Source organism: Streptococcus bovimastitidis, from assembly GCF_001885095.1.
Classification (GTDB): Bacteria; Bacillota; Bacilli; order Lactobacillales; family Streptococcaceae; genus Streptococcus; species Streptococcus bovimastitidis.
Map to the genome: position 1 here is coordinate 424,068 of NZ_LZDD01000001.1, position 17,769 is coordinate 441,836.

The 17,769-nt window shown below is 35.8% G+C and carries 18 protein-coding genes; all 18 read left to right on the top strand.

Annotated features, from left to right (window positions below):
• Nucleotide 1 precedes the first annotated feature (1 nt).
• The 18 genes from A9Q68_RS02030 (at nt 2) to A9Q68_RS02115 (ending at nt 17,719) form a co-directional block, all read left to right on the top strand.
• Nucleotides 2–844, top strand: coding sequence for an NAD-dependent epimerase/dehydratase family protein (locus tag A9Q68_RS02030; protein ID WP_071792995.1), 843 nt, complete (start codon nt 2–4; stop codon nt 842–844).
• Nucleotides 845–857: 13 nt separating this feature from the next.
• Nucleotides 858–1,928: a glycosyltransferase family protein gene (locus A9Q68_RS02035; RefSeq protein ID WP_131814168.1), complete on the top strand. Its 1,071-nt coding sequence runs from the start codon at nt 858–860 to the stop codon at nt 1,926–1,928.
• A gap of 9 nt (nt 1,929–1,937) precedes the next feature.
• Nucleotides 1,938–3,035, top strand: a complete 1,098-nt coding sequence (locus tag A9Q68_RS02040) for a glycosyltransferase family 1 protein (protein WP_071792997.1) — start codon at nt 1,938–1,940, stop codon at nt 3,033–3,035.
• Nucleotides 3,032–4,489: an O-antigen polysaccharide polymerase Wzy gene (wzy, locus tag A9Q68_RS02045; protein ID WP_071792998.1), complete on the top strand. Its 1,458-nt coding sequence runs from the start codon at nt 3,032–3,034 to the stop codon at nt 4,487–4,489. The genes A9Q68_RS02040 and wzy overlap by 4 nt, the downstream gene beginning before the upstream one ends.
• Nucleotides 4,489–5,562 carry a polysaccharide pyruvyl transferase family protein gene (locus tag A9Q68_RS02050; RefSeq protein WP_071792999.1) on the top strand — a complete coding sequence of 358 codons (1,074 nt, stop codon included), beginning with the start codon at nt 4,489–4,491 and terminating at the stop codon, nt 5,560–5,562. The genes wzy and A9Q68_RS02050 overlap by 1 nt, the downstream gene beginning before the upstream one ends.
• The gene (locus tag A9Q68_RS02055) at nt 5,552–6,772 is read left to right on the top strand and encodes an oligosaccharide flippase family protein (RefSeq protein WP_071793000.1); all 1,221 of its coding nucleotides are present in this window, start codon (nt 5,552–5,554) and stop codon (nt 6,770–6,772) included. Before A9Q68_RS02050 ends, A9Q68_RS02055 begins: the two co-directional genes overlap by 11 nt.
• A gap of 13 nt (nt 6,773–6,785) precedes the next feature.
• Nucleotides 6,786–7,883, top strand: a complete 1,098-nt coding sequence (gene wecB, locus A9Q68_RS02060; protein ID WP_071793001.1) for a non-hydrolyzing UDP-N-acetylglucosamine 2-epimerase — start codon at nt 6,786–6,788, stop codon at nt 7,881–7,883.
• A gap of 163 nt (nt 7,884–8,046) precedes the next feature.
• The gene (locus A9Q68_RS02065; protein ID WP_071793002.1) at nt 8,047–8,604 is read left to right on the top strand and encodes a hypothetical protein; all 558 of its coding nucleotides are present in this window, start codon (nt 8,047–8,049) and stop codon (nt 8,602–8,604) included.
• Nucleotides 8,605–8,877: 273 nt separating this feature from the next.
• Nucleotides 8,878–9,570 carry an orotidine-5'-phosphate decarboxylase gene (gene pyrF / locus A9Q68_RS02070; protein WP_071793003.1) on the top strand — a complete coding sequence of 231 codons (693 nt, stop codon included), beginning with the start codon at nt 8,878–8,880 and terminating at the stop codon, nt 9,568–9,570.
• A 30-nt stretch (nt 9,571–9,600) separates the two neighbouring features.
• Entirely contained in the window at nt 9,601–10,230 is a 630-nt protein-coding gene (gene pyrE, locus A9Q68_RS02075) for an orotate phosphoribosyltransferase (RefSeq protein WP_071793004.1), read from the top strand.
• A 571-nt stretch (nt 10,231–10,801) separates the two neighbouring features.
• The gene (locus A9Q68_RS02080; protein ID WP_071793005.1) at nt 10,802–11,557 is read left to right on the top strand and encodes a GNAT family N-acetyltransferase; all 756 of its coding nucleotides are present in this window, start codon (nt 10,802–10,804) and stop codon (nt 11,555–11,557) included.
• Nucleotides 11,558–11,627: 70 nt separating this feature from the next.
• Nucleotides 11,628–12,011, top strand: coding sequence for a DUF1398 family protein (locus A9Q68_RS02085; RefSeq protein WP_071793006.1), 384 nt, complete (start codon nt 11,628–11,630; stop codon nt 12,009–12,011).
• 30 nt (nt 12,012–12,041) lie between these two features.
• Nucleotides 12,042–12,542: a YbhB/YbcL family Raf kinase inhibitor-like protein gene (locus A9Q68_RS02090; RefSeq protein ID WP_071793007.1), complete on the top strand. Its 501-nt coding sequence runs from the start codon at nt 12,042–12,044 to the stop codon at nt 12,540–12,542.
• Nucleotides 12,529–14,010, top strand: a complete 1,482-nt coding sequence (locus tag A9Q68_RS02095; protein WP_276204035.1) for an amidase — start codon at nt 12,529–12,531, stop codon at nt 14,008–14,010. The genes A9Q68_RS02090 and A9Q68_RS02095 overlap by 14 nt, the downstream gene beginning before the upstream one ends.
• Nucleotides 14,011–14,121: 111 nt before the next feature.
• A complete protein-coding gene (locus tag A9Q68_RS02100; RefSeq protein ID WP_071793008.1) occupies nt 14,122–14,988 on the top strand; it encodes a transporter substrate-binding domain-containing protein in 867 nt (288 codons plus the stop codon).
• 20 nt (nt 14,989–15,008) lie between these two features.
• Nucleotides 15,009–15,656: an amino acid ABC transporter permease gene (locus A9Q68_RS02105; RefSeq protein WP_071793009.1), complete on the top strand. Its 648-nt coding sequence runs from the start codon at nt 15,009–15,011 to the stop codon at nt 15,654–15,656.
• A 117-nt stretch (nt 15,657–15,773) separates the two neighbouring features.
• Nucleotides 15,774–16,427 carry a uracil-DNA glycosylase gene (locus A9Q68_RS02110; protein ID WP_071793010.1) on the top strand — a complete coding sequence of 218 codons (654 nt, stop codon included), beginning with the start codon at nt 15,774–15,776 and terminating at the stop codon, nt 16,425–16,427.
• Nucleotides 16,428–16,450: 23 nt separating this feature from the next.
• Nucleotides 16,451–17,719, top strand: coding sequence for a dihydroorotase (locus A9Q68_RS02115; protein WP_071793011.1), 1,269 nt, complete (start codon nt 16,451–16,453; stop codon nt 17,717–17,719).
• Nucleotides 17,720–17,769 lie beyond the last annotated feature (50 nt).

Below are 17,769 nucleotides of genomic sequence, written 5' to 3' on the forward strand. Positions count from 1 at the left end.
TATGAAGGTACTTGTTACTGGAGCAAATGGATATTTAGGTAAGGGTGTAGTTCAAGATTTACTTAATAAGGGGCATAAGGTAATTGCAACTGATTTTAAATCAAATTTTATTGATAAAAGAGCAGAAGTTATTGAATGTGACCTTTTTAGTATTGAAAATCCATTTAGTTATTTTGGAGAACCTGAAATATTAATTCATATGGCATGGAGAGACGGTTTTGTTCACAATTCAATAAATCATATAAATGACTTACCAGCACACTATCAGTTTATTTCAAAAATGATTGATCAAGGTTTGAAACATATTGCGGTACTTGGTAGTATGCATGAAGTAGGATTTTTTGAAGGTGCGATAACTGAAAATACGCCAACAAATCCACAAAGTCTTTATGGTATAAGTAAAGATGCCTTGAGAAATGCTGTCGAACTTTTGTGTAAACAAAATTCTGTTGTATTTCAATGGTTAAGAGGTTTCTATATTGTTGGAAATACTAAGGATGGAAGTTCTATTTTTTCTAAAATTATTCAAGCAAATTCAGAGGGTAAAACAGAGTTTCCGTTTACATTAGGTTTGAATCAATTTGACTTTATTAATTATGATGATTTTTGTGATGCTGTCTCAATAACAGCTAGTCAATCTAAGATAAACGGTATTATTAATATCTGTTCTGGTCGTCCGGAAAAACTAGCAGATAGAGTTGAACGTTTCATTAAAGAAAATAAATTAAATATTAAATTGCAATATGGGGTATTTCCTGATAGACCTTATGATTCAAAAGCAGTATGGGGTAGCGATTTAAAATTATCAATGGTTCGTCAAGAGATTGAATCACAAAATAAATGAGGTAAGTGTCATTTTGAATAATGAAAAGAAAATATGTATAGTGACTATGGGCAATATATATTTAGTACCCTATTTACATACATATACTAATAAAATAAATTCACCAATTTCAATCATATATTGGGATAGAGCAAATTTAAATGAAACCGATGAAAAAAATAAATACTATCGTTTTCAACATAAATTTGAAACAAAAAAGGATAAAGCATTAGGTTATATTGAGTACAGAAAATTTGTTAAAAAGATACTTTTGGAAAATGAATTTGATGTTATTATTTTACTTCAAACCTTAAGTGCTTTACTATTAAGTGATATTTTACTCAAAAATTATAAAAATAAATATATTGTAGATGTAAGAGACTACACTTATGAAAATAATAAGTTAATTTACAATATTGAAAAAAAATTACTAAAGAATTCAGCTATGAATGTTGTTTCTTCAGAAGGTTTTTTAAACTTTCTTCCAACTGAAGCAGAATACGAGGTTGCCCATAATATTAGAAATTGGCCAATTGAGAATTTATTAAAGATAAAAAGAAGAGATAAAATTCGAGAAAAATTAAATATTGTCTTTGTAGGATATGTAAATTATCAAGAGCAACATAAAAAATTATTATTAGCTCTAAAAAATGATCCAAGATTTCATATTAGTTTTATAGGAACTCGAGGAGACGAATTATATCCGTTTTGCGAAGAAAATGAAATTCAAAATGTAACTTTGGTTGATACTTTCAAATCAGAACAAACCTTGGATTTTTATGAAAACGCTGATTTTGTGAATAATCTGTATGGCAATCATACACCAGTATTAGATTATGCCTTGTCTAATAAATTATATTATGCTGCTACATTAAATATTCCAATTTTAGTTTGTGAAGAGACTTTTATGGAAGATATTTCTCATAAATATCATTTTGGTGTTACAGTAAATTTAGATAATCCTAAAAAGTTAGGTGATTATTTATTCGAATCTTATCAAAATATTGATTGGAATCAACTCGATAATGGAACTAACAAATTTATAAAACATGTTGAAAGTCAACAAAATCAGTTTGAAGAAAAACTTTTCAAATTATTAAATTAAAGGAGTAAAATGGTAAAAATTCTACATACAATTCCAGCACTTGATGGTGGTGGTGCGGACAGAGTGATTTATGATTATTGTGTGAGAATGATTCCACAAATTCAATTTGATTTTATTGTCCATTCAGATCAAAAAGGAATTCTAGAAGAAGAATTAGAAGCATTAGGGTGTCAGATTTACCATATAAAACCTGCTCGAAATGGGATATTTTCGTACATTAAGTCAATCTACAAAATTTTAAATGAAAATAATTATGATATGATTCATGTATCACAGGGGTACTGGGGATACTTATACATTTTACTTGCTCAGGTTTGTGGTATCAAAATTAGAATAGCTCATGCCCATATGGCTAATGTACCTGAAAATAATCTTACCACATTAAAAAGAAAAATATTTTCAAAACTAACAATCATATCAGCAACGGACCTATTTGCATGCGGTATTGATGCGGCTAAATGGATGTGGGGTGAAAAAAATTATCGACATAACAATGTCAAAATTATGGTCAACGCTATTGATGGTGAGAAATTTGCCTTTAACCAAAACTTGAGAAATCAGCTAAGAAAAGATTGGAATATACAAAATCAGTTTGTTATCGGAAATGTAGGTCGATTGGCCCATCAAAAAAATCAATCTTTTTTGCTTGATGTGTTTTCAGAGATAAAGAAATTAAAAGATAATAGTAAACTAATTCTAATTGGACGTGGAGAATTAGAAGAAGAATTAAAATCAAAAGCTAAACGATTGGGCTTGTCTGACTCTGTAGTCTTTACAGGCGTCAGAACTGATGTTGATCAATTGTTAAACATGCTTGATGTGTTTGTACTTCCTTCACTTTTTGAAGGATTACCAATTACCTTAATCGAAGTACAAATGAACGGCTTACCAACAGTTGTTTCTGATAATATTACTGATGAGTCTAAATTTACTGATAATTACCTTTCGATTTCTTTAGAGGACTCCCTAACTACATGGGCTGAAAAGATTATCAGTTTGAATACTAAAAGAATATCTCTACCGGATGATATTAAAAATTTGAGGGATGTTAATTACTTAGCTAAACAACAAGAAAGATGGTATATGGAAAGATTGGAGAAAATGTGAACACAGATAATTTATCATATAAGCGAAGTATATCTTTGGGTGAATTTTTGTTTTTAATAATTTATTCAAGTTTCATTTTTATTTTGAGTTACTGGGCATTTGAAATTTTTTCTACATCGATTCCGTCAAACTATGAACATGTTATTTTTCCTTGGATAATTGTTTCATTTATTTTGACACTGATTGGTTTTGTAGTTATCTATAGAACTCCACTTTCAGATGTTGCTATCTGGTTTGTTTTAGTTTCGTATCTTTTTATGTTCGGACACGTTTTCTTAAAAGTATTTGATTTACATACAAGTTTAGTTTGGAATCCAGGTACATTTTTTCATCCGAACGACAAACTAAGAGGAGCTCTCTACGCAATACTCAGTTTAGATTTTATTAGTTTAGGATATTTTTTGAATAATTCCTTTTCAAAAGAAAAAAATACATCTCATGGATCTGATATTGAATTAACTAAAAATAATATTAATAATAATATGTATAAAGTTGGATGGATAATATTTATTATTGGATTGTTCTGTTCCCTTCTAAATTCTTATATTGTTGTTACATCGACTTTTAGAGCAGGAACTTATACGGCTTACGCAGAAGCAGCCGGTGCAACAGGATTTTTGGATGATTTTGCATACCTTATTATTCCAGGATCAACTTTTATACTTTGTAGTAGAAAATATAAGCTAAATTCAGCACGTATTTTCACTTCAATAATTAGTTTTTTATACTTAGTGATTATGGTTTTCAGTGGATCAAGAAAAACTCAATTATTTTCCATTTTAACCATCCTCATTTGTTATCGTTGGGTTTATGGGAAACACAAGCTAAAATTAAGTACAATCATTAGCACTAGTATTCTTGGATTCTTATTTTTAAATTTAATCTATATTATTCGAGAGTATCGAACCAATTTGTCTATGGTAATACCATCATTCATTAAAAGTGTTATACATTTAGATTTTCTTCGGGAAATTTTCGGGGAAACTTTTGCAGAAACTGGACTAAGTCTTTATTCAGTTGTCTCAATAGTAAAATATGTTCCCGCCGTATTTCATTTTGAGAAAGGCTTAACATTTGTTCGGTCAATCTTAGCCATTTTACCTTTAGGTGGTTTTTTCCCTACCTTCTTTAAAAATGGTTTTTCTACAGCATTAATTAACAAATATACTGGAATTCCTGTTGGATCAAGTTTAATTGGAGACTTTTACTGGAATTTTGGTATGATTGGAGCAATTATTTTTTGTCTCCTTTTCGGAATTGTTCTCAGTAAAGTTGGAAATATGAAATATAAAGGAAATTATCAAGAACCCCTTTATTTTTCATTCTTATTTGTTATCTTTATATGTATTAGGGCAGGATTAATGGATATTGCTAGACCATTAGCGATTATGACCTTAATTCCATTATTAATAAAAAATCTATTAATTAGATATAGTAAAAATAGGAGTATTTAATGAAAATCTTACTACATGGTGCAACAGATTTTGGTTCTTCAAATTTCGGAGATTTTATTTATGGTGAGATTTATCATTCATTCTTAAAAGAACTTTTCCCGGAAGCTACCATTTCATACTATAATCCATCTGATTATTTTAAAAAATACACTCGTAACTATGATTTTGCACAAAATGATTCAAAAAATGCAGATGCTTTGGTGTATATTCCAGGAGGATATTTTGGTGAAGGAAATGATGCAAAGTTAAAACATAACTTAGTTCAATACATTCGTTTCATGCCAGCTGGACTTAAAGCAATTGTCAAAAAACAAGATATCTATGTATCTGGTGTTGGTGCCGGTCCAAATACTGATTTCTTACTTACAAATGCTATTAAAGCTGTATGTAAGAAAGCAAAGCTAGTAACTGTAAGAGATGCTGAATCTAAGATTGCTCTTGAAAAATTGGGAGTTTCTTCAGTCTTTGAAGGTGCTGATCCAATATTAGCATTTGATTATTCTAAAATTATTGAGAATACTTCTCAAATTGACAAACTTATAGAAGAAGCAAATGGAAAACAAATCGTTTTTGTACACTATAATCATTCAGAGGAAGCTTTGGAAAAATTTGCAAAAACAATAAAATTATTATCAAAAAATAATAATAATTTACATTTTATTGTTGGTTCAGATCAAATTCTTGCGGATGAAACAGATAAGTTAGAGCGCTTCCTTGAATTAAGTGGTTGCACTATCTCACATTATAAATATGATTCTTCATTTGAATTGCTTTCATTATTGAATCGTGTTGATACAGTGCTTACTTGTAAACTTCATGTTGGTGTTATTGCTACAATTTTCAATAAAGCTGTTATTTGTATTGCTGAACATCCGACTAAATCAAAACGCTATTACAAACGAATTGGTACTCCAGAACGTTGTGTTTCATTATATGAAACAAATGTGGATGAAATTGTTGAGCTTTTCAATAAATACTCTGAGATTCCAGTTAATATACCAAATGAAGAAATTGCTAAAGCTCAAATTCACTATGATTTGTTGAAAGAAAAGATGTTAGAGAATGCCAAATAAGAAAAAGAATTTGCTGTTAAGAAATACCATTTTCTTATATGTTTTAATGTTTACCAAAATGATATTTCCCATGTTAACGTTGCCTTATCTTACTCGGGTACTATCTATTGAACATTATGGAGTTGTTGCTTATGTCAAAGCCTACAATTCATACATTCAACTTTTACTTGATTTTGGTTTTATTTTATCAGCAACAAAATACATTGTTAAATTTACTGATGATAAAGAAAAATTAGGTAAAATTACTGGGAATGTATTTGCTGAGAAGGCAATTTTAGGTCTCCTTGGGATCTTGTCTACGGTAATTTTAGCAAATTCAATACCAATATTAAGTAATAATCAGTTATTCGTTTGGCTATTTTTGATTTCCTCTCTTGTAACAATTTTTATTCCAGATTTCCTATTTAGGGGATTAGAAAAAATGGAATATGTTACTTATCCATTTGTCGTTTCTAAAACAATAGTGTTGGCATTAACTTTTGTACTGATAAAAGGAAATTCTGATTTCCTTCTAATTCCAATTTTGGAAATAGTTGGGAATTCCTTGGCCGCAGTGATTTCAATTTTCTTTATTTATAAACAGAAAATCCAAATACAATTTGATGATTACCGGGTTTGGTTTTCAGACATTAAAGAGTCATCTGTATACTTCTTTTCAAATTTTGCCACAACCATTTTTGGTGCTTTAACAACTTTGATCGTTGGTATTTATATGGGTAAAGTTGAAATTGCTTATTGGAGTGTTTGTATGCAGATTGTAGCAGCTGCAAAATCAATGTACAATCCTATTGTTAATAGTATTTATCCGCATATGCTAAAGACATTAGACTGGAAATTAATCAAAAAATTATCCAAACTTTTTGCAATACCAATTACAATTGGTAGTTTGATTGTATTATTTTTTGGGAATACGATTATGAGTATTATCGGTGGTAGTGATTTTTATGCGGCCGGTGATGTATTAAAATTTCTTATACCAGTATTTGTTGTAAGTTTTTATTCGATGTTGATAGGATGGCCTGTTTTAGGTGCTAGAGGCCTTGTTAAAGAAACAACGTTAACTACAGTTATTTCAGCTGTAATTCAAGTTCTAGGTATTGTAATATTAATTGTCTTTCATAAGTTTGAATTAATTGCTTTAGCAATATGTTGTGATATTTCGGAAATCTATCTTCTCGTTTCGAGAATGTTTTATTTAAGAAAATTGTAGAAAAGGGGAAAAAATGAAAAAGGTAATGTTGGTATTTGGAACGCGTCCTGAAGCAATCAAAATGTGTCCATTAGTTAATGAGCTAAAGAAATCAGATCAATTAATTACTAAAGTTTGTGTTACTGGACAACATAAAGAAATGTTAGAACAAGTTCTAAATGTCTTTCAAATTAAACCTGATTATAATTTGGAAATAATGAAAGATAATCAAACCTTAAATACAATTACATCTTCAATTTTATTAAAAATTAAAGATGTCTTTGAAATTGAGAAACCAGACTTGGTGCTAGTTCATGGTGATACGACGACAACTTTTGCAACAGCAGTTGCGGCATTTTATCAAGGCATTAAAGTTGGTCATGTTGAAGCAGGCTTAAGAACTAATAATTTGAAGAGCCCATTCCCTGAAGAATTTAATAGACAAGCAGTTTCAATTATTTCAGATTTCAATTTTGCTCCAACAGAACTTTCAAAAATAAACTTACTTAATGAAGGTAAGAATCAAGATAATATTTATGTGACTGGTAATACAGCAATTGATGCATTAAAAACTACTGTCGATCCTAACTATAATCATGAATTATTTGATTGGGTAGGTAATGATCGCTTAATAATGATTACGGCTCATCGTAGAGAAAACCTAGGTACTCCTATGGAAAATATGTTTAGGGCTATTAAAAGAGTTTTAGATGAACATCCAGATGTCAAAGCTATTTATCCAATTCATAAAAATCCTAGAGTTAGAGAAGTTGCAAAAAAAGTATTTAATGAAGATGACCGCATAAAAATTATCGAACCATTAGAGGTTATTGATTTTCATAATTTCTTGAATAAATCTTATCTCATTTTAACTGATTCGGGTGGCATTCAAGAAGAAGCACCGTCTTTAGGAAAACCAGTTCTCGTAATGCGTGATACTACTGAAAGACCTGAAGGTGTAAAAGCGGGAACACTGAAATTAGTTGGAACAGAAGAGGAAAATATTTATCAAAACTTTACTCAATTATTAGAAAATAATTCATTCTATCAAGAAATGAGTAAAGCAAGCAATCCATATGGTGATGGAACTGCTTGTAAACAAATTGTAGATATTATTCTTGAAAAATTATAATTTTTAAGAAAAGTAATCTTCGGATTACTTTTCTTATATTAAAGGGGATTAAAGGTTGTTTTTGTCATCACATTATCATGCAATAGCATTGCCCTTTTAATTTTCTTGTGTTATATTAATAATATAGTTTTCGCGTATAAGTAGCTGTAAAGGATGGTGTCGTATGAGTGTAACTGAACAAGATGGTCACAAAGTTTTAATTCAAAAATTATTGGTCAGTATTCACTATTTGACACTTTTTAAAGATGAGCTCTTATTGGTGGAAAGAACGCCTTCTATTTTGGGGGCAAATTTCTCGCCAGCGCTTGTACAGTCTGAATTAGGTGACCTCGTTAAAGCAATTGATGGTCTGGATAAACAACAACGGTTGATTGAATCTACTTTTTGGTATGAAGAAAAAGCCTTTAAGTTGATGAATAAAACCCTTCAAATAGTTGAAAAATGGGTTAAAGGACTTGATGAGCTGATAAAACTTTGTCAATCTAAAGAGGTTTTCCAAGCTATTTTAGGGGATAATCGGATTCGTGTTTTTGGTGTTCTCATTGATGTCTTTTCATCTTTGAAAATTATTGCCATGTCTTTGAAAGAAGTACCAGTTCCACCGGTTATGTTTGAACAAATCAAAATGGTTAACATCGAGGAAGAAGCATTCCGTAAACATTATCATAGTCCAAAACACATGTCACCAGAGGCTCAATTTAGTCCCGAACATATTCAATAAAACATGCTAAAGCCAATCCTTTTGATTGGTTTTTTTCTCATATTTCGGTCTCATTATTGCCTATTTCCGAATGTTTGGCTGATTCTTCTAAATTTTTTTGACAGCTATACCAAAATAGGCTATAATGAGAAAAATGAGATACCTTTAATAAAGTCCAGAGAGGCTACAAGGTTTACATGTTAATGAGAGGAGCAGTCTGCTCTTTATTTTCTGTAACCTTGCTTCTGTGGAAGTAAGGTTTTTTTGTAGCTTATGTCCAGAAAGGAATTATTTATGCGTGAAGCACGTCCCATTATTGCCTTAGACTTTCCTGATTTTGAGGAATTTAAAGCCTTTTTAGATCTTTTTCCTAAAGAAGAAAAACTTTACGTTAAAATTGGAATGGAACTTTATTATGCTGTTGGTCCGGAGATTGTTCGTTATGTGAAAGATCTTGGTCACAGCGTATTTCTTGATTTGAAATTGCATGATATTCCCAATACGGTCAAATCAACCATGCGCGTTTTGGCTAAAATGGGCATTGATATGACCACTGTTCAAGCTGCGGGTGGGGTTGATATGCTCCAAGCTGCTCGTGATGGTCTTGGTCAAGGACCAATTCTAATTGCCGTAACCCAATTAACCTCAACTAGTGAAGAGCAGATGCGTGAGGATCAAAATATTCAAACAAGTTTGATTGACTCAGTTTTACATTACGCTAAGAAAACAGCTGAAGCTAATCTTGACGGTGTGGTGTGTTCAGCTCATGAGGTTAAAGCTATTAAGGAAGTAACCCCTGAGGGCTTTGTTTGCTTGACGCCAGGGATTCGTCCGACAGGTTCTGAGATTGGTGACCAAAAACGGGTTATGACGCCTCAAGAAGCTAAAGCTATCGGTTCTGACTACATCGTTGTTGGTCGTCCCATTACTCAAGCTGAGAACCCACTGGAAGCCTACCATGCGATTAAAGCTGAGTGGAATGCCTAAGACTTAAACTGATATTTGAAGGAGAGAATCATGACTTTAGCACAAGACATTGCTGCAGACCTATTAGAAATCGAAGCTGTTTACCTTAAACCTGAAGAACCATTTACTTGGGCATCAGGTATTAAATCACCGATCTATACGGACAACCGCATCACTTTATCTTATCCAAAGACCCGTACTTTGATTGAAAATGGCTTTGTCGAAACCATTAAAGCCCACTATCCAGAAGTTGAAGTGATCGCTGGGACTGCAACAGCAGGGATTCCTCACGGTGCCATCATCGCTGACAAGATGGAATTGCCATTCGCCTATATCCGCAGTAAACCAAAAGATCACGGTGCTGGCAACCAAATCGAAGGGCGCGTGACTAAGGGCCAAAAAATGGTCATCATAGAGGACCTGATTTCAACTGGTGGTTCAGTACTTGATGCTGCAGCAGCCGCTATTCGTGATGGAGCAGAAGTACTCGGTGTTGTTGCTATTTTCACTTATGAATTGCCAAAGGCAAAAGCCAACTTTGATAAAGCTGGTATTGAGCTACTAACCCTATCACACTATACAGAACTTATCCAAGTTGCTAAGGAAAAAGGCTTTATTGATGCTGACGGTTTAGCTTTGCTTGAAAAATTCAAGCAAGACCAAGAAAACTGGCAAAACTAAAGGCTTGTAAAGTCTTTAGTTTTACAAACCAAAGATACTTTTCGGATGAAAGGTATCTTTTTTGATATTTTTTAGAAAATTATTTTCATATACTGATATCTTTCTTTTTTGATATTTTCCTTATATAGTCTGGGACACTTCAACAGTCAGGGGAGTGACTGTTGAAGGAAATGAGTGGAACTGTGAAACAGTTTCTTCCGTCACTGCGGATTCCATTGCTAAAGTTGATGCCTAGGTCATCAACTTTCCCATTCCTGATACTATTTTCTAGTATCAGGAATACGACTATGGCGGAAAATATCTTAAATGGCTCGCTTTGCTCGCCGTTTTGGCCTTGAGGAATCGGTAGTGACTGTGTTCTTATGAAAAATTGATGAATTTTTTGTCACCTTGAGTAAAATTTTAATTCATGTTATTATTTTATTAACGAATGGGGGTATAGTACTTAGGTCTATACTTGAAAGAACTGATGTTGTCAGTTCTTTTTTTATTTTTGTAAGGATAATGATAATATCAGTCCTTTTACCCTTAACATGATATAATTAAAGAAATTTAAAGACTGGAGAATATTATGACCTACAAAGAAATTTTGACGGATTATAGTGAAGCTTTTTATGAAAATGACAGATTTTATCGTTTTAAGGATGAGGCTTTAGCCAGTCGTTTTTATTCTAATTATATTGACTATAAGAAAATGCCTTCTCTTGAGCTTTTGCAGAAAGATTTGACGACTATTAAGGTAGAGCAGAAGGACTATCCTCTAGATTTTGCTATGGTCTTTTTCCCTGAAAATGCTGCTATGGGTGATGATATTAAAGATTTCTTTAAGGCTGAGAAGTTTGCTATTGAAAAGCATATTATTTTTACTTGTCCTTTAGAAAATCTGAAATTATCAGAGAAGGATATTGGTGATATTCGGATTGAGAAGTTGACTCCAGCCTACTTCAAGGACTATCTGGACTACAAATACCAGCAACGCTTGGAGTATGGCCAGGTTTTTGCCAAGCAGATGTATGACTGGGATCAGGAACATTTGCCGGAAGAGGGCTCGCAGATTTACTTGGCCATTGATGGCGAAAAGCTGGTGGGTGATGTGACGGCTTGGGAATACGGTGACTACATCGAGATTGACGACTTTTCACTCTTGGAGGACTACAGAGGACGTGGGATTGGCTCCGCTTTACAGCGTGAGGCCAGTCGTGACTTTCAGTCAGCCATCTTGATTTCTGAAGAAGTCAATCGTGACATGTACCAGTACCAGGGTTACCAGGAAGTGGCTTATTATTGGACCGCGTTACGCCATGACAAACCTAGTGATAGCGTCTAAATTGCAAGTCACCAATTGGCAATCTTTTAGACATTGTGTTTAAATATAGGGAGAAATGGAGAGAAAAATAATGCTTACTAAAGAAATGATTATGGCTGCTCAAAAGCAGTTTTCAGGCAATGATTTTACAGGCTTGGTTAAGGCCTTTTTAGAGATGGGGATTGTGGCCAATACTGTCAATATTAAAGAGGGGCAAGCTACTTACCTGACAGTTGAGGGACAAGAAGTTGAGCTACCAGCATATCGTGTAGAGAGTGTTGCGGAAAAGGTTGATGAAGATAACTTTATTCAACAGTTGCGCAAACACCAAAAGCAAGAAACGGATTTTCCAACTTTCTGTCAGGACACAGCAGCATCAGGCATTTACAAGTGGGATGTTGATTTGTTGGCCAAAACTTGTAGCTATTTCGATTTAGAAAATAATTTAGTTTATACGGAAGCAATTCCTGTATAATTGTTAAACTTTATCATGGAGGCTTAGAATATGAGAATTGAACATACTTTTTCAGGCAATGTTTTGGATGATATCTACGCAAAAGGGGCTTCGGACACCATTGAAGGGATGGCGGTTCTATCTTACCCATTCACTGTTAAGGAACTGCCAGAGGGGACTAAGAGCCTAGCATGGTCCTTTATTGACTATGATGCCGTTCCCGTCTGTGGTTTTCCTTACATCCATTGGTTAGTTGCTAATGTGCCTATTTTTCAGACACAAATTCCAGCTGATTTCTCGCGCAAAGACAAAGAGCATCTGGAGGGTAAAAACAGCTTGACCAGCAAATTCCTCAGTGACGCTGTTAAGGTCATTGATCAACAGTATATTGGCCCTAAGCCACCGGATAAAGACCACATGTATCAGCTCATGGTTTATGCCCTAGATTCAGGTCTAGATTTGGCTAACGGATTTTATTTGAATGAGCTCTACGATGCCATGGCAGGGCATATTCTGGAAGCTCAAGAGGTGACTTTGATTGGCAAAGTTTAATTATTCTCAGTTCTCAGATGCTAGCGCAATGGCCCAGGCAGTCAGAGCAGGTGAGATTAGCCCAAGTGAATTGATTGAAGCAGCCATCGCCCAAGCTGACACTTTAAACCCAGCCTTGAATGCCATCGTATCTGAGCGTTATGCATTAGCCCGCCAAGAGGCGTGTGAGCGTGATTTTAGGGACTTACCCTTTGCTGGTGTGCCCATATTTGTCAAAGACCTAGGGCAAGATATGGCAGGCCTCAAATCAACCTCTGGTTCTCGCCTTCTTAAGGACTATGTCGCTCAAAAGTCGATAATCCTGGTTGAGCGATTAGAAGCTCTTGGTTTCATTATTTTAGGTAATACAAATACCCCTGAATTTGGTTTTAAGAACATTTCCGATTCTTCGAGTAATGGAATTGTCAATCTCCCTTTGGACCATGACCGTAATGCCGGTGGTTCCTCAGGTGGTTCGGCCGCCTTGGTGGCGGCAGGAGTGGTACCTTTAGCCGCAGCCAGTGATGGCGGTGGTTCTATCAGAATTCCAGCATCCTTTAACGGTTTAATAGGCTTAAAGCCTAGTCGTGGTCGCATCCCAACAGGTCCCGATTCTTATCGTGGTTGGCAAGGGGCATCTGTCCATTTTGCCTTGACCAAAAGTGTTCGCGATACCAAAACCTTGCTTTACAATCTTCAAGACTGTCAGATGGAAAGTCCCTTTCCTCTGCCCTTGTTAAGCAAGGAAGAGGTCTTTGAGACCAAAGCTCAAGGCTTAAAGATTGCTCTCTTAGGTTCAGATTATGAGGGCCAGCCCTTAAGTGATGACTTGTTAAAAGCACTGGCAAAAACAAAAGCAAGTTTAATAGATTTAGGTCATCAAGTGGTCGAAATTGATGCTTTCCCCCTTGATATGACAAGAGTTATGCAGGATTATTATTTTATGAATGCGGCTGAAACAGCAGCCATGTTTGATGGAATTGAGTCAGCTATTGGTCGTTCGGTCACTAAAGATGATATGGAAGTCATGACCTGGGCTATTTACCAAGCTGGCCAAAGTTTGAAAGCTAAAGATTATTCCAAAGTCTTAACGGCTTGGGATCTTTACAGTGTCCAAATGCATGCTTTCCACGAGGAATTTGACCTCTTGTTGACACCAACGACATTTGCTAAAGCTCCCTTGCATGGACAACTGACACCAGATCCTGATGTGATGGCGCAGCTGGCAAATGCAGAAATGTTTTCTAACAGGGAGCAATTGCAACTGGTTTGGGACATGTTTGACAAAGGCTTGGCCCTGAATCCATATACTCCCCTGGCTAATCTGACTGGTCAGCCTGCCATTAGCTTGCCACTTTATTCCCTAGAGGAAAAATACCCACAAGGTATGCAGTTTATGGCGGCTAAAGGGCGAGAGGACTTACTTTTGGCGCTTGCCCAAGCTTTTGAAGATGCTGGTTTATTGACTGTAAAAACTAATCTAGTATAGAAAAAGAAACTATTATAGGATAGCTTCTTTTTCTTTGTAAGCATTACCATAACTGCTTTTTGGACTCTAATGATATACTTAGACTATCAAATTTAAGGAGTGTTTTTTCTAATGAAAAAATTGTATATATTATCGACATTAGCTTTGTCTGCCGGTTTACTGGCGGCTTGTTCTGCCAATCAGGATACTGGTCAAAGTCAATGGGATAAGATCGAGAAAAAAGGCGTTTTGAAAGTAGCGACACCGACAACTTACCAACCAACTTCTTATTACAATGATAAGAACAAATTAGTGGGTTATGAAGTTGATATGATGCGTGAAGTTGGAAAAAGACTCCATGTCAAAGTCAAATTTGTGGAAACTGGTTTTGATCAAGCTTTTACCTCTCTGGATAGTGGCCGTGCTGATTTATCCATCAATAACTTCGATATTACTGCTAAACGGACTAAAAAATACAATATGTCAGTTCCTTATAAATACGGAGTTGGTGGTATGATTGTTCGTGCTGACGGCACTTCAGGTATTTCTAAAAATGACTTGAGCGACTGGAAGGGTAAAAAAGCTGCCGGATCTGAAGGAACTGAGTATATGAAAGTGGCTAAGAAACAGGGTGCTGAATTAGTATCTTATGATAACGTTGCTAACGATGTTTACTTAAATGACGTGGCTAATGGTCGTACTGACTTTATCCCTAATGATTACCCAGCACAAAAAATGTTTGTGGACTACATGAAATCACAAAAACCTGATTTAAATGTTAAAATGGCTGATGTTCAATACAATCCAACGGAACAGGGAATTGTTATGAGCAAAAAAGATGATTCTGTTATGAAGAAAATCAACAAAGTCATCAACGACATGAAAAAAGATGGTTCTTTGAAGAAAATCTCTGAATCATACTACATGGGGCAAGATTTAACCAAACCATTTGGTAAAGACAAAAAAATTCCAGTCATTGATACAACTGATGTTGATTAAGAAAGTAGGAGTAAGATAAGATGATTAACTTTACGTTAATACGAGATAGTTTAGGTTTTGTTTTGGGCGGCTTGCCCTATACCTTAGGTATCTCACTTCTTAGCTTCATTTTAGGTCTGCTTTTAGGCCTAGCCCTAACCTTAATTTCTCGCTCAAATAATCGCCTTTTGGTCCTCTTGGTTAAAGCTTATGTCTCCATGATGCGAGGAGTGCCCATGATTGTGGTCCTCTTTGTCCTCTATTTTGGGCTGCCATATTACGGCTTGGAATTACCAGCGCTCTTATGTGCCTTAATTGGTTTTTCCCTGGTTTCGGCAGCCTATATTTCAGAGGTCTTTCGGTCAGCCATTGATGCTATCGACATTGGTCAATGGGAAGCAGCTAAAGCCTTAGGTTTACCCTACAAGTCCATTGTCAAAAAGATTATTTTGCCCCAAGCTTTTCGGATTGCCGTTCCTCCACTAGGGAATGTGGTCATTGATATGGTAAAAAGTTCATCCTTAGCTGCCATGATTACAGTTCCTGATATCTTTCAAAAGGCTAAAATTGTCGGTGGTCGGGAGTGGGATTATATGTCCATGTATATCTTAGTCGCCTTTATCTATTGGGCCATTGCATTCTGTTTGGAAAAATATCAAGACCATTTAGAAGCCAAATTAGCTTTTTGAGTTAAAAGACGAATAAAAACCTTAGAAATTCAGATTTCTAGGGTTTTTATCTGTCCTTTGTGTTAAAATATGAGCTAAGAGGGCATAGCCCATTAAGATTTTGCAGAAAGGACTAGCATGAAAGAATCTACTTGGCAAGACAAATTAGCTGATAAACTGAGTCCGGAGTATCTGGAATCTGTTGACCATTTTTTGGATCAGGTATACTCGCAAGGGACTATCTATCCAGCAAGGGAAAATGTTTTTCGGGCTTTGGAAGAAACGCCTTATGAAGCAACCAAGGTGGTTATCCTTGGTCAAGACCCTTACCACGGTCCTGGTCAGGCACAAGGCTTATCATTTTCCGTTCCTGACCATATGAAGGCTCCCCCATCTTTGCAAAATATGCTTAAGGAATTAGCTACGGATATTGGACCCAGAGATCATCATGATTTACTGCCATGGGCTGGACAGGGTGTGCTCTTACTCAATGCCTGTTTAACAGTTCCTGAACACGATGCCAATGCTCATGCTGGACTTATTTGGGAGACTTTTACTGATGCAGTTATCGAGTTGGCTAACGAGAAAGAATCTCCTGTTGTCTTTATTCTTTGGGGTGGCTTTGCAAAGAAAAAGAAAAAGTTGATTACTAATTCTCGTCATCTGATTTTAGAAAGTGCCCATCCTAGTCCCTTATCTGCCTACCGAGGTTTCTTTGGTAGTCGTCCCTATTCGCAAACCAATGCTTTTTTAGAAGCAAATGCTCTAAGTCCCATTGACTGGTTAGCTTAAGTGTCTATAAATAAGGAGTTGTCATGTTACTGATTAAAAATGGTCGTTTAATGGATCCTAAAACAGGCTTTGATGCTGTTCGCGATATACTTGTTTCTGATGGAAAAGTCCTCAAAATTGCCGAAGAAATTACAGAGTCACAAGCGCAAGTGCTTGATGCCAGTGGTTTAGTGGTTGCTCCCGGTTTAGTGGACATTCATGTCCACTTTAGAGAACCTGGACAAACCCACAAGGAAAATATTCATACAGGTGCTTTGGCTGCGGCTTCGGGTGGTGTGACTTCAGTAGTCATGATGGCTAATACCAATCCCGTTATTTCTGATATCGAGACCCTTGAAGAGGTCTTGGCTAGCGCAGCTAAAGAGTCCATTCATATTTACACGAATGCTAGTGTGACCAAAGGTTTTGATGGCCAGAACCTTACTGATTTTAAAGCTTTGCTGGCGGGCGGAGCAGTCTCATTTTCCGATGATGGCATTCCACTGGAGTCCTCAAAAGTGTTGAAAGAAGCTTTGCTATTAGCCAAAGAAAATGGCACCTTTATTGCCTTACATGAGGAAGACCCCGACCTGAATGGCGTTTTGGGCTTTAACGAGGACATCGCTGAGAAGCATTTTCATTTTTGCGGGGCGACTGGCGTGGCTGAGTACAGTATGATTGCGCGTGATGCCATGATTGCTTATGATTGCCAGGCTCATGTTCATATTCAGCATTTGTCCAAGGCTGAGTCGGTTAAGGTGGTAGCTTTTGCCCAAAGTATGGGTGCGCAAGTAACGGCAGAAGTGGCTCCTCAACATTTCTCTAAAACAGAGGACCTCTTGTTAGAGGCTGGGGCCAATGCTAAGATGAACCCACCATTACGACGTGAGAGCGACCGTCAAGCTGTTATTGAAGGTTTGAAATCAGGTGTTATCTCGGTCATCGCAACCGACCACGCGCCTCATCACAAAGGCGAAAAGGCTGTTGAGAAAATTTGGGAAGCCCCATCCGGCATGACTGGTCTCGAAACTTCCTTGTCCTTAGGAATTACCCACTTGGTTGAGCCCGGTCACTTGACTCTGATGGAACTATTAGAGAAGATGACCATCAACCCTGCCTCCCTGTATGCCTTTGATGCCGGTTATTTGGCGGAAAATGGCCCAGCAGATCTAGTCATTTTCGATCCAAAAGCAGACCGTTTAATTTCCGAAGATTTTGCCTCTAAGGCCAGCAACTCGCCCTTCATTGGTGAAACTTTGAAGGGCAAAGTGGTCTACACCATCGCAGACGGGCAAATTGTTTATCAAGCTTGAGATTAGCTGCGCTAGCAGAATCAACTTATATAAAAATTCCCTTTCATGCG

Excerpts from the sequence above, each read along its gene's own strand:
- A9Q68_RS02030 (WP_071792995.1), top strand. The coding sequence starts at position 2 with ATGAAGGTACTTGTTACTGGAGCAAATGGATATTTAGGTAAGGGTGTA.
- A9Q68_RS02040 (WP_071792997.1), top strand. The coding sequence starts at position 1,938 with ATGGTAAAAATTCTACATACAATTCCAGCACTTGATGGTGGTGGTGCG.
- A9Q68_RS02050 (WP_071792999.1), top strand. The coding sequence starts at position 4,489 with ATGAAAATCTTACTACATGGTGCAACAGATTTTGGTTCTTCAAATTTC.
- A9Q68_RS02055 (WP_071793000.1), top strand. The coding sequence starts at position 5,552 with ATGCCAAATAAGAAAAAGAATTTGCTGTTAAGAAATACCATTTTCTTA.
- wecB (WP_071793001.1), top strand. The coding sequence starts at position 6,786 with ATGAAAAAGGTAATGTTGGTATTTGGAACGCGTCCTGAAGCAATCAAA.
- A9Q68_RS02065 (WP_071793002.1), top strand. The coding sequence starts at position 8,047 with ATGAGTGTAACTGAACAAGATGGTCACAAAGTTTTAATTCAAAAATTA.
- pyrF (WP_071793003.1), top strand. The coding sequence starts at position 8,878 with ATGCGTGAAGCACGTCCCATTATTGCCTTAGACTTTCCTGATTTTGAG.
- pyrE (WP_071793004.1), top strand. The coding sequence starts at position 9,601 with ATGACTTTAGCACAAGACATTGCTGCAGACCTATTAGAAATCGAAGCT.
- A9Q68_RS02080 (WP_071793005.1), top strand. The coding sequence starts at position 10,802 with ATGACCTACAAAGAAATTTTGACGGATTATAGTGAAGCTTTTTATGAA.
- A9Q68_RS02085 (WP_071793006.1), top strand. The coding sequence starts at position 11,628 with ATGCTTACTAAAGAAATGATTATGGCTGCTCAAAAGCAGTTTTCAGGC.
- A9Q68_RS02090 (WP_071793007.1), top strand. The coding sequence starts at position 12,042 with ATGAGAATTGAACATACTTTTTCAGGCAATGTTTTGGATGATATCTAC.
- A9Q68_RS02100 (WP_071793008.1), top strand. The coding sequence starts at position 14,122 with ATGAAAAAATTGTATATATTATCGACATTAGCTTTGTCTGCCGGTTTA.
- A9Q68_RS02105 (WP_071793009.1), top strand. The coding sequence starts at position 15,009 with ATGATTAACTTTACGTTAATACGAGATAGTTTAGGTTTTGTTTTGGGC.
- A9Q68_RS02110 (WP_071793010.1), top strand. The coding sequence starts at position 15,774 with ATGAAAGAATCTACTTGGCAAGACAAATTAGCTGATAAACTGAGTCCG.
- A9Q68_RS02115 (WP_071793011.1), top strand. The coding sequence starts at position 16,451 with ATGTTACTGATTAAAAATGGTCGTTTAATGGATCCTAAAACAGGCTTT.